This window comes from Streptomyces sp. CBMA156 (genome assembly GCF_014596515.1).
Lineage (GTDB): Bacteria > Actinomycetota > Actinomycetes > Streptomycetales > Streptomycetaceae > Kitasatospora.
In genome coordinates this window covers 1-10,892 of record NZ_MSJQ01000244.1, presented here as the reverse complement: position 1 = coordinate 10,892, position 10,892 = coordinate 1, and the positions used below count along the sequence as shown (strand labels likewise).

Here is a 10,892-nt window from a genome sequence, read left to right as displayed (position 1 = left end):
CTCGGCGGCCCGCAGCCTGGCGGCCACGGGTTGCGCGGCCGGCCGGCCAGTTCCTCGCCGCGGACCAGCCCGACGCTCTCCAGCCCGAGCGCCCCGGCGGCCGCCGCCACGGCCCGCAGATGGGTCGAGTACGCGCCGCCGAAGGTCAGCAGCCGGGTGTGGCCCCGCTCCACGGCGGCGGCCAGGTTGGGCGCCAGCTTGCGCCACTTGTTGCCGGGGACGGTGGGGTGCAGCAGGTCGTCGCGCTTCAGCCGCAGCGCCACCCCGGCCCGGGCGAAGGCCTCGTCGGCGCAGTCCACCAGCGGGGTCGGCAGCAGGGCGGGTTCGAGCACCCGGCCAGCTTACGGGTGTGCGTGGAGCCCGGCCGCCGGATCGGCGACCGGGCTCCAGCCCCCTGTACGGGCCGTCTCCCCCGTGGACGGCCCGTCAGCCCACCGAGGCGCTCTCCGCCGCCTGGCCCGCCGTCCGCCAGGCCAGCGCCGTGCCGAGCGCGCGCGGGACCGGGCCGGCCGCCAGGGCGAGCTTCCCGATCCGGCCGCGGTACTCCCTGCGCTGCCCGGAGCTCAGGACCGAACGGAGCTTCCCCGCCGCGACCAGGGCGGTCAGCGCCGCGTCGGCCGGGTCGACCCGGCTGAGCGGTCCCTTGAGCGCCCCGGTGACGGAGGCCGCCAGCGCCTCCCGGGCCCCCGGGCCGTCCAGCGCGACCAGGGTCACCGGGAACAGCCCGGCCACCCGGTGCGGCCGGAGGGTGATCCGGCCGGAGTCCGCCAGGCCGTCCCTGACCCGGCGGATCGGCTGGTCGTGCCCGTAGCTCCTGGCACGGCCGACCCACCAGCTCCAGCTGTGCTGCCGGGTCTCCCTGATCTGGCCCAACAGGCGGGCGCTGTAAGGGTCGAGGCCCGCCTCGGCGGCGCCGGCCCGGACCCGGGCGACGGCCTTGCGGCCCTCCTCGTACAACAGGCCCCGGCGCAGCAGTTCGGTCAGCGCCGCCGCCTGGAGCAGCAGGTTGAGCGAGGAGTGCTGGGTGGTCCGCCCGCGCCGCGGGTCGTAGGCGAGCAGGTACAGCTTCTCGGGGAGGGTGGCGGGCAGTTCCATGTCGGTCTCCGAAGGTCTTCTGAGCGCCCGGCCCCGCGGTCAGTCCTCGTCGGGACCGACGCTCTCCGGGCTCTCCTTGGGCGGGCGGCCGCGCCGGGGAAGCCGGGCCGCGCCGGTGGGCATCCGGCCCGCGTCGCCGAGGGCGCGGCGGAGCAGGAACTCGATCTGCGCGTTGGTGCTGCGCAGGTCGTCCGCGGCCCATCGGGCGAGTGCGTCGTGAACTGAAGGGTCCAGCCGCAACAGGAGCTTCTTCCGTTCCGTCGCCAAGGCCTCGCCTTACTGGTAGAGGGAACCCGTGTTCACGACGGGCTGGGTGCCGCGCTCGCCGCAGAGCACCACCAGGAGGTTGCTCACCATGGCGGCCTTGCGCTCCTCGTCCAGATCCACGACATCGCGTTCGGCGAGCCGGTCCAGCGCCTCCTCGACCATGCCGACGGCGCCCTCGACGATCAGTCTGCGCGCCGCGACCACGGCCCCGGCCTGCTGGCGCTGGAGCATCACCTGGGCGACCTCCGGAGCGTACGCGAGCCTGGTGATCCGGGACTCGACGACCCGCACACCGGCCGCGGCGACCCGGGCGGAGATCTCGGCGGAGAGCTTGCGGGCGATCTCCTCCGCGCCGTCGCGCAGCGACAACTGGCCCTCGTGGTGGGCGTCGTAGGGGTAGCTGGTGGCGATGTGCCGCACGGCCGTCTCGGTCTGGATGGCGACGAAGTCGGCGTAGTCGTCCACCTCGAACACCGCCATCGCGGTGTCCTCGACCTGCCAGACCACCACGGCGGCGATCTCGATCGGGTTGCCGTCCGCGTCGTTGACCTTGCTGGTCTCGGTCTCGTGGTTGCGGATCCGCAGCGAGATGTGCCGGCGGCTGGTGAACGGGTTCAGCCAGGTCATCCCCTCGGCCCGGATGGTGCCCCGGTAGCGCCCGAGCAGCTGGACCACCCTGGCCTGGCCCGGCGAGACCACCGTCAGCCCGAACATCAGCAGCAGCGAGCCGAGCAGCAGCAGCGGCCCGACGACCATCAGCGCGACGCCCGCCCCCTTGCTGCCGCCGGACAGCTGGACCGCGCCGCCGACGAAGGAGCCGATCCCGGCGAGCAGCCCGAGCAGCGTGCCGCCGAGCACCGGCAGGCCGGCCGCCCCGGTGATGACCTTCTCGGTGATCTTGGGGACCGGGAGGTCCAGGGCGGGGCCGTCCTCGACGGTCGTACGCGGTGTGGTCATGGGGCGACTCCTTCGGCAGGCACTCTCATCCGATGGCAAAGTGATATCACTTTTTCCCACCCGCCGCCATCCGGCCGTACGGGGCGACCCCCGGCACCGGCCACCCGCCACCGATGCGGCAGACTTGTCGACCCGTACGAATGTTCATAAGTGCCACCCGACATCTGCACACTCAGCATCGTTTGTGGGGGAATCGCATCCATGACAGCGCTTGCCGGATCTGTCGACATACCGGACAGAACGAACCCGGGCGCGGGGACCGAGCGGCACCGCCCGGGGACCGGGTTCGAACGGCCGAACGCGGCACAGCTCCGGCTCGCCGCGGCCCTCCTGATCCTCCCGCCGCTGTTCCACCTGGTCTCGGCCGACCTGCTGACCTTCGCACTGATCTGGTACGCCGCCGCGACCCTCATCCGCTCCCGGGCCACCGCCTTCGACCGGCTGATGGTCTCCGGCGGCGTCCTGATCGGCTGGACCTGCGCACTCAGCCTGCTCGCCGGCTACTGGCCGTGGGGCCTGCACCCGGTGGCGCTCGCCGAGGCCACCGCGGTGCCGCTGATCGCGATCCTGCTCCTCCAGGGCCCCCGGCCCGCCGGGCCGGCCCAGCGGCCGTGGGTGCGGCTGCGCCGGCTGGTTCCCACCCGGGACCTCGCGCTGCTGCTGCCCGCGGCCGCGGCCGTCGCGTTCACGCTGTACCCGGTCGTCCGCCGGAACGCCACCGAGCGGCTGGGCCTGATCATCTCGTTCGAGGACCTCGCCCGGCACGCGGCACTGTACGACACCATCCTGCGTGTGGGCGGCCTGACCTCCCTGCACAAGAGCGAGGCCGCCGTCTCCGTCACGACGGGCCTCGACACCTACCCGCAGGGCAGTCACCTGACGCTGGCCGTGATCACCGGCTTCCTGCGGGGCGGTACCACCCAGGGCCCGGCGCTCGCCCAGATGTCGCTGTTCATCCTGCTGTCCGCCCTGACCGCGGCCGGCCTGGCGGTCGCCGTCCTGTGGGCGGTGCAGCGGGTCGCCGGCCGCGCGCTGCGCGGCTGGCGCGGCCTGGCCCTCGCCCTGCCCACCGCCGTCTACCTGGTCGTCGCCGAGGTGCCGCAGCTACAGGCCCGCGGCTTCCTGAGCGAGATCTTCGCGCTCGGGCTGTTCGCCCTGCTGCTCGCCCTGGCGATCAGGCCGCTCAGCCGCTTCCACGAGCAGGTCGTGGCGCTCGGCGCCCTGACGGTCGGCATCTCCTTCGGCCACTACCTGCTGCTGCCGGCCGTCGGAGCCGTGGTGCTCGCCTGGGCCGTCATGCACCGGCGGAACTGCTTCCGGCACTGGCCGACCGTGCTGGCCACCGCCGCGGTGACCGGCGTCCTCGCACTGTTCCCGCCGTACAGCAACGCCAAGTCGGCCGGTTCGGCGGACGTGCTGACCCTTCCCGGCAGCATCAGCCCGGTCGGCCGGCACCTGCTGCTCCCCCTCGTGGTGGCCGCGTTCCTCGCCCTGCTGACCCGCAGCGCGCGCGCCAACCGCTCGCGCCGGGTCGCGCTGGCCTCGCTCGCCGCGGTCTCACTGCTCTGCTACGGCGTGATGGAGTACCAGCTCCGCACGGCGGGCACCACCTCGTACTTCTACGAGAAGATGATCCATCAGCTGATGGTCGTCGGGGTGATCTGCTTCGCCGCCGCCCTGCTGCCCGCGTTCGGCCGCCGCGTGTTCGCCGGGCCGGGCACCGCACCGGCCCCCGGCGCACGCCCGACCGTCCGGTCCCGCTTCCGCTCGGGGGTGCCCGTGGTCGCCGTCGCGGGCTGCCTGGCCTTCGCCGTCCTCAGCAACGCCCAGCCCGACTCCGGCAAGGCCGGCTGGGAGGGCAGCCCCGGGCGGTCCCAGCTGAACGGCACCGGCGCGCACTTCAAGCTGGCCCAGCGGATCGCCGTCCTCAACACCGACCACCCGCAGGACGGCCGGCTGCCGGTCTCCCTCGCCGGCGCCCGCGCCTGGGGCGAGGCCAGCCCGGACTGGAGCGGCGTCGAGGACAACCTCTGGCTGAGCGTGCTCAACCGCAACCAGGGCAGCACCTGGGAACTGTGGGCCTGGGCGATCGGCCACCGCAGCGCCCAGGAGATGGCGGACTTCGCCGCCTCCCGGCCGGCGACCCCGCTCCGCTTCTACGTCGACGAGGGCTCGCCGCTGCTCGCCGACCTGAAGGCGCTGGCAGCCGCGGGCAGGCTCCCGGACCTGGCCGTCTCCGCGCTGCACTACGAGAGCGGCGACGTGAGCATCCGGCCGGTCGCTCTCCGCTGAGCCGCACCGACGACTGTGGGGCCGTCACCGTTCCCCGGTGACGGCCCCACAGTCGTGGCCCGGCTCCGTCGCCCGGCCTCGCCGGAAGTCCCCGGATGTCCCCGGGCAGGGTGAAACGCGGCGTGGCAAACTCCGGCGGACGAGATCCTGCCCTACAGTTCCACTCGGCGGAAACGGGCGTTCGGGCTGGTCAGGGGCCTTCTCGAAGGCGGCCGACAACAGCCGGGGGCAGGAAGGTGGGGCGGGTGGGACTCGAACCCACGACCAAGGGATTATGAGTCCCCTGCTCTAACCGGCTGAGCTACCGCCCCGGTTCGCCGCACGCGCCGGTCGTCGGCACGGCAGCAGCAGACGGCCCCAGCGAGGCCGTCCCGGGCAGCATAGCCGGTCGATCACCCGCGGTGCGCGCCGGGGGCGCAGCCGGGGCGACGGTCCGCTCCGCTCCGGGCGGCGCAGCCCGGGTGGCGGCGGAGCTCCCCGCCCGGGCAGCCCGGGCGGATGACGACGTGTGGGACGCCGGCGGCGACACCACCGGCCCGCCGGGCACCCGGCGGTGGCGCCGCCGGGCACGGCCTGGTAGATCTTCCTCACGAACGGCGGAACGCACGGCCCCGGTGCCCGCCCCGAGGAACGAGACGGAGACCCGATGGCCTCCCGCCCGGCACGGCCCGCGCACACGGTACGAACGGTCGCGCTGACCGCCCTGCTGCTGGCCGTCGGCACCGCGTGCGGCGGCCAGGACGGGGCGCCCACGGCCGAGGTCGCGCAGCAGAGCCCCGCCCGGGACCGGATCGGCACCCTCTCCATCCACACCGCGCAGGGCCCCCGGGCCTGCACCGCGAGCGTGGTGCACAGCCCCCGGCGCAATCTGCTGGTCACCGCGGCGCACTGCGTGCAGACCCGCCGGATCGGCCTGCTGGACGGCCTGGTGTTCACCCCCGGCTACCGCAACGGATCGACCCCGTACGGGACTTGGCCGGTACAGGCGATCACCGTCGACCCGCGCTGGGCGGCCGGCGACGACCCCGAGTACGACGTGGCGTTCGTCACCGTGGGGCCGGTCGACGGCCGGCAGGTCGAGGACGCGGTCGGCGGCAACCCGCTCGGCACCGGCCAGGGCTTCGGGCTGTCCGTCTCGGTGACCGGCTACCCGAACGAGAGCGACGAGCCGATCACCTGCGCGGTCCGGACCCGCGAGCAGAGCGCCACCCAGGAGCGCTTCGACTGCGGCGGCTACACCGACGGCACCAGCGGCAGTCCGTGGGTCGCGACGGACGGCACGGTGGTGGGCGTGATCGGCGGCTACCAGGAGGGCGGGGAGACCCCGGGCACCTCGTACAGCATCACCTTCGACCAGCGGGTCGACGCCCTCTACCGGACCGCGACCACCTGACCCGGAACCGGGCGGGGCGGCGGCGCCCACCCGGGCCCGCGCCCGGGCCCGGTGTCGCGTACGTCACGTCGCGCGAGCGTACCGGGACAACACGAAGGCCCCCCGGTCGACCGAGGGGCCTTCGCTCTGAGCAGTCACCGGGCGGACCCGGTGCAGCTCCCGCAATTGGACTCGAACCAATAACCTGCCGATTAACAGTCGGCTGCTCTGCCAATTGAGCTATGCGGGATCGCGGTACTCGACTTCCGTACCACGGAAGGGAACTGGGCCCCGGAGGGCTTCGCTCCCGGCTCCCCCAATTGGACTCGAACCAATAACCTGCCGATTAACAGTCGGCTGCTCTGCCAATTGAGCTATGGGGGATCGGCTTCCGCTTCGGCCCCCGGTGTCCCGGGTTCCTCGGCGCTCGCTGCGGGACATACATTAGCGCACTCGGGGGGGTGGTCCGCCAATCGCTTTCCCGGGTTGCCGCCGGGCGGCCGCCGGGCGGCCGCCCGGCGTGCCCCGCGCGCGCCCGGCGACGGGGGCGGGGATGCTGGGGCGCGGACGGTTCGCCGTCCCGACGGTTCGCCGTCCCGACGGACGGGTAGGGCAATGCGGCAGAAGCCGCCAGGAGAGGGTGGATCCGATCATGTGGAAGCTGTCGTTGGCCGCGGGCTTCGCGGCCGGCTACGTCCTGGGCTCGCGAGCCGGGCGCCGGCGCTACGAACAGATCTCCAAGGTCACCCGGCAGATCGCCCGGAACCCCACGGTGCAGGGGGCGACCTACCGGGCACGGCAGCAGGCCGGCGCGGTGGCCGGGAAGGCGGCCGGGGTGGTCGCGGACCGGGTCGGCGACCGGCTGCCGAACGCCGTCACCGACCGGGTGCCGTACTTCAACCGCTCCCGGGCGGAGGACGACGGCTGGGGCACCTTCCGGCCGTGACGGGCAACCGTTGCACCGCCTCACGTGAGGCGGTGCAACGGCGACCCGCCGCCCGTCCGTGACGGGACGGTGACGCCCGGGCCACGCGCACCCGGGCCCGGTGTCGCGAACCGGCAACGGCCCGCCCGGCCCGGACGCGTCCGGAGCCGGGCTGAGGCATGATCTCGACATGGCCATCGTCGCGGGGATAGACAGCTCGACCAACCGCACCAGGATCGTCGCGTGCGACGCCGACACCGGCGCCGTCCTGCGCTCGGGCAAGGCGCCGCACCCCGTCCCCGAGGACCAGGACCTGCGCCCGGGCGAGGCCGACCCGCAGGTCTGGCTGCACTCGCTCGGCGACGCCGCCACCGGCGGCCTGCTGGAGGGCGTCCGGGCGATCGGGGTCAGCGCGCAGCAGCACGGGATGATCGGCCTGGACGCGGGCGGGGTGCTGGTCCGCCCGGCGATCCTGTGGAACGACCCCCGCTCCAGCGGCGCCGCCGCCAAGCTGCTGGACGCCCTCGGCGGCCCGGCCGCCTGGACCGCCGCGATCGGCGCCGTGCCCGCCCCCACGTACACCGTCGCCAAGCTGCGCTGGCTGGCCGAGTTCGAGCCGGCCAACGCCCGCCGGGTCGCCGAGGTGCTGCTGCCCCACGACTGGCTGGTCTGGCAGCTGCTCGGCCACCCCAGGCGCCGCACCACCGACCGCGGCGACGCCTCCGGCACCGGCTACTGGTCGCCGGTCACCGGCGAGTACCGGCAGGACCTGGTCGAGCTGGCACTCGGCCACGAACTCAGGCTGCCCGACGTCCTGCCCCCGTCCGAGCCCGCCGGGCACACCCCCGAGGGCCTGCTGATCTCGGCCGGAACCGGCGACAACATGGCCGCCGCGCTGGGCCTGGGCCTCGGCCCCGGCGACGCGGTGGTCTCGCTCGGCAGCGCCGGGACGATCTTCGCGGTGCACGAGGAGGCCGTGGTGGACGCCTCCGGACTGGTCTCCTCCTTCGCCGACGCCAGCGGCCGGCACCTGCCGATGGTCGCCACCCTCAACGCCGCCCAGGTGCTGCGCTCCACCGCCGCCCTGCTCGGCCGGGACCTGGAGGGCCTGAGCGACCTCGCCCTGCACTCCTCCCCCGGCGCGTACGGCCTGGTGCTGCTGCCCTACCTGGACGGCGAGCGCACCCCCGCGCTGCCGCACGCGGCGGGCACCCTGACCGGCCTGCGGGCCGAGGCGATGACCCCTCAGCACCTGGCCAGGGCCGCCGTCGAGGGCATGCTGTGCAACATCGCCGACGCCCTCGACGTGCTGCGCGCCCAGGGAGTCGAGGTGAAGCGGGTGTTCCTGCTCGGCACGGCCGGGCGGCTGCCCGCCGTCCGGCACATCGCCCCGATGCTGTTCGGCGTCCCGGTCGTGGTGCCGCCGCCGGGTGCGCACGCCGCCCGCGGGGCAGCCCGGCAGGCCGCCTGGGCCCTGGCGGGCACCCCGGAGCCGCCGCGGTGGGAGCTGCCGGACGCCGAGACCGTGGAACCGGACGGGGAGCAGGACCTGGCGATCGGCTCGGCGGTGCGTCAGCAGTACCGGGCCGCCCGCGACCAGGTCCACCCGGAGACGGCGGCCTGATCCGGGGTCGGGGTGCCGGCCGCCGGCCGGCGCGGATGCGTCACCCGGCGCCCGGTGGCAGCGTGGGACGGGACACGGCCACCGACGCGAAGGGCGGCAGGACGCCATGGCGCTGCACAAGGGGGCCGGCGGCGACCGCCGGCTGAGCATCGGCCCGTACCCGAGCGCCGCCGACCCGCTGGGCGCGATGAAGCTGGCCCCGCCGCTGCACCGGCTCGGCGAGGGGCCGGTCGCGGCCGACACCGCGTACCAGCTGATCCACGACGAGCTGATGCTGGACGGCAACGCGAAGCTCAACCTGGCGACCTTCGTCACCACCTCGATGGAGGCCCAGGCCACCCGGCTGATGACCGAGTGCCTGGACAAGAACATGATCGACAAGGACGAGTACCCGCAGACCGCCGAGCTGGAGCGGCGCTGCGTGGCGATCCTCGCCGACCTCTGGCACGCCCCCGACCCGGACGCCGCGGTCGGCTGCTCCACCACCGGCTCCAGCGAGGCGTGCATGCTGGCCGGCATGGCGCTCAAGCGCCGCTGGACGCGCCGCAACGCCGACCGCTACGCCGCCGGGGCCAGGCCCAACCTGGTGATGGGCGTCAACGTGCAGGTGTGCTGGGAGAAGTTCTGCAACTTCTGGGAGGTCGAGGCCCGCACCGCCCCGATGGAGGGCACCCGCTTCCACCTGGACGCCGAGCGGGCGGTCGCGCTGTGCGACGAGAACACCATCGGCGTGGTCGGCGTGCTCGGCTCCACCTTCGACGGCTCGTACGAACCGGTCCCGGAGATCTGCGCGGCCCTGGACGCCTTCCAGGAGCGCACCGGCATCGACGTCCCGGTACACGTGGACGGCGCCTCCGGCGGCATGGTGGCGCCCTTCCTCGACCCCGGGCTGGTCTGGGACTTCCGGCTGCCCCGGGTGGCCTCGATCAACACCTCGGGCCACAAGTACGGGCTGGTGTACCCGGGCGTGGGCTGGGCGCTCTGGCGCGACAAGGAGGCGCTGCCCGAGGAACTGGTCTTCCGGGTCAACTACCTCGGCGGCGAGATGCCGACCTTCGCGCTCAACTTCTCCCGGCCCGGCGCCGAGGTGGTGGCCCAGTACTTCGTCTTCCTGCGGCTCGGCCGGGAGGGCTTCCGGGCCGTCCAGGGCGCCTGCCGCGAGGTCGCCACCTACCTGGCCGGGCAGATCGGGAAACTGGACTGCTTCCGGCTGCTGACCCGGGGCGACCAGCTCCCGGTGTTCGCGTTCACCACCGAAGGGGACCTCCCCTTCGACGTGTTCGACGTCTCACGGCGGCTGCGCGAGCGCGGCTGGCAGGTGCCCGCGTACCGGTTCCCGGCGAACCGGGAGGACCTGTCGGTGCTCCGGGTGGTCTGCCGCAACGGCTTCTCCCGGGACCTCGCCGACCTCCTGCTGGCCGACCTCGACCGGCTGCTGCCCGAGCTGCGGCGCCAGCCCGTCCCGCTCAAGGAGCTCGGGGTGCCGGCCAGGTCCGGCTTCCACCACTGATCGTCCACACGGCGGAACGTCACGGTGGGGAGGGCGCAGCGAAGCGCCCTCCCCACCGGAGCATCCCGGACGGTCCCGGGCAGCCTCCCCCCGCGAGGCTGTCCGGGACCGGTGGGGGAACCGGGACCGGGTGCGGACCGATGACGGGTCGTCGATCGGTGTCCGAACGGTTCGCCGACGGCCGGACCGCACCGGCCAGAGAACTGTGCACGACGGCGACGTGCACGGTCGAGCGTCTCCGGGGGTTGTGAGACACTTCCGTCCGTCTCAGCGCCGTGACCTGGGATTTGGGACGCCGGGCCGGTGAGGTTGGAGAAGCGGAAACGCCGAACGGCCCGGGCCGGGACCCAGCCGGTCACCCGCCCCACGTCCCGTTTCGCGAATTTGGAGCGCCGTATTGGGTTCCGCCTGGAAGCAGCTGCCCGAGGAGCTGTCCGAGCCCGCCAGACGCCTGGCGCAGGAGCTCCGGGCCATCAAGGACGCCGCCGGACTGTCACTGTCCGAGCTGGCCGCCAGGACGCACTACAGCCGGGCGTCCTGGGAGCGCTGGCTCAACGGCAAACGGATCGTCACCGAGCAGGCGCTGGACGCGCTGGTCGGTGCGGTGGACTGCGACGGGGCCGCGCTGCGGGCGCTGTGGCGGCAGGCGGTGGCGGGGCCGGAGGCAGTGGCCGGGGCGGAGGCCGGGCCCGCCGTCACAGCCGAAGCCCCTGCCGAGGCCGTCGCTGACGGACCCTCGGGGTCGGAGGAGCCGACCACCGAGAAGCCGGCCGCCGACGAGGCGCTGGTGACCGGACAGGAGCCCGGACCCGCCCCCGCCGGCTGGTGGCGGCGCCCGGCGGCGCTGGTC

The 10,892-nt window shown here is 74.2% G+C and carries 9 protein-coding genes, 3 tRNA genes and 1 pseudogene; 6 read left to right on the top strand and 7 right to left on the bottom strand.

Annotated features, from left to right (window positions below):
- The 4 genes and pseudogenes from BU198_RS20150 to BU198_RS20135 form a co-directional block, all read right to left on the bottom strand.
- Positions 1–332: pseudogene (locus BU198_RS20150) on the bottom strand (1-aminocyclopropane-1-carboxylate deaminase/D-cysteine desulfhydrase); the annotation flags it as partial.
- A gap of 94 nt (positions 333–426) precedes the next feature.
- On the bottom strand, positions 427–1,095 hold the full coding sequence (locus BU198_RS20145; RefSeq protein WP_188296473.1) for a GOLPH3/VPS74 family protein: 669 nt from the start codon (positions 1,093–1,095) through the stop codon (positions 427–429).
- Positions 1,096–1,134: 39 nt separating this feature from the next.
- Positions 1,135–1,362, bottom strand: coding sequence for a hypothetical protein (locus BU198_RS20140; protein WP_188296472.1), 228 nt, complete (start codon positions 1,360–1,362; stop codon positions 1,135–1,137).
- Positions 1,363–1,371: 9 nt separating this feature from the next.
- Positions 1,372–2,319 carry an SPFH domain-containing protein gene (locus tag BU198_RS20135; RefSeq protein ID WP_188296471.1) on the bottom strand — a complete coding sequence of 316 codons (948 nt, stop codon included), beginning with the start codon at positions 2,317–2,319 and terminating at the stop codon, positions 1,372–1,374.
- A gap of 201 nt (positions 2,320–2,520) precedes the next feature.
- Between BU198_RS20135 and BU198_RS20130 the strand changes: the two genes are divergently transcribed.
- Positions 2,521–4,611: a hypothetical protein gene (locus BU198_RS20130; protein ID WP_188296470.1), complete on the top strand. Its 2,091-nt coding sequence runs from the start codon at positions 2,521–2,523 to the stop codon at positions 4,609–4,611.
- Positions 4,612–4,848: 237 nt separating this feature from the next.
- On the opposite strand, the gene BU198_RS20125 is transcribed toward BU198_RS20130, so the two are convergent.
- Positions 4,849–4,922: transfer RNA gene (locus BU198_RS20125), tRNA-Ile, on the bottom strand.
- 335 nt (positions 4,923–5,257) lie between these two features.
- Here BU198_RS20125 and BU198_RS20120 point away from each other — a divergent pair.
- Positions 5,258–6,004: a trypsin-like serine peptidase gene (locus BU198_RS20120; protein WP_188296469.1), complete on the top strand. Its 747-nt coding sequence runs from the start codon at positions 5,258–5,260 to the stop codon at positions 6,002–6,004.
- Between the two features lie 156 nt (positions 6,005–6,160).
- On the opposite strand, the gene BU198_RS20115 is transcribed toward BU198_RS20120, so the two are convergent.
- A tRNA-Asn gene (locus BU198_RS20115) sits at positions 6,161–6,233 on the bottom strand.
- A 61-nt stretch (positions 6,234–6,294) separates the two neighbouring features.
- Positions 6,295–6,367, bottom strand: a tRNA-Asn gene (locus BU198_RS20110).
- A gap of 256 nt (positions 6,368–6,623) precedes the next feature.
- Here BU198_RS20110 and BU198_RS20105 point away from each other — a divergent pair.
- The 4 genes from BU198_RS20105 to BU198_RS20090 form a co-directional block, all read left to right on the top strand.
- Positions 6,624–6,929 (top strand): hypothetical protein, encoded by a 306-nt coding sequence (locus tag BU198_RS20105; RefSeq protein WP_188296468.1) that lies wholly within the window; start codon positions 6,624–6,626, stop codon positions 6,927–6,929.
- A 169-nt stretch (positions 6,930–7,098) separates the two neighbouring features.
- Positions 7,099–8,532 (top strand): FGGY family carbohydrate kinase, encoded by a 1,434-nt coding sequence (locus tag BU198_RS20100; RefSeq protein ID WP_188298244.1) that lies wholly within the window; start codon positions 7,099–7,101, stop codon positions 8,530–8,532.
- A 106-nt stretch (positions 8,533–8,638) separates the two neighbouring features.
- A complete protein-coding gene (locus BU198_RS20095) occupies positions 8,639–10,042 on the top strand; it encodes a glutamate decarboxylase (RefSeq protein WP_188298243.1) in 1,404 nt (467 codons plus the stop codon).
- A 397-nt stretch (positions 10,043–10,439) separates the two neighbouring features.
- The coding region (locus BU198_RS20090) for a helix-turn-helix domain-containing protein (protein ID WP_188298242.1) at positions 10,440–10,892 on the top strand (453 nt) is incomplete at its 3' end.

What these genes read in the sequence shown, in the direction of transcription:
- BU198_RS20145 (WP_188296473.1), bottom strand. Translation starts at nt 1,095, where the DNA reads ATGGAACTGCCCGCCACCCTCCCCGAGAAGCTGTACCTGCTCGCCTAC.
- BU198_RS20135 (WP_188296471.1), bottom strand. Translation starts at nt 2,319, where the DNA reads ATGACCACACCGCGTACGACCGTCGAGGACGGCCCCGCCCTGGACCTC.
- BU198_RS20130 (WP_188296470.1), top strand. Translation starts at nt 2,521, where the DNA reads ATGACAGCGCTTGCCGGATCTGTCGACATACCGGACAGAACGAACCCG.
- BU198_RS20120 (WP_188296469.1), top strand. Translation starts at nt 5,258, where the DNA reads ATGGCCTCCCGCCCGGCACGGCCCGCGCACACGGTACGAACGGTCGCG.
- BU198_RS20100 (WP_188298244.1), top strand. Translation starts at nt 7,099, where the DNA reads ATGGCCATCGTCGCGGGGATAGACAGCTCGACCAACCGCACCAGGATC.
- BU198_RS20095 (WP_188298243.1), top strand. Translation starts at nt 8,639, where the DNA reads ATGGCGCTGCACAAGGGGGCCGGCGGCGACCGCCGGCTGAGCATCGGC.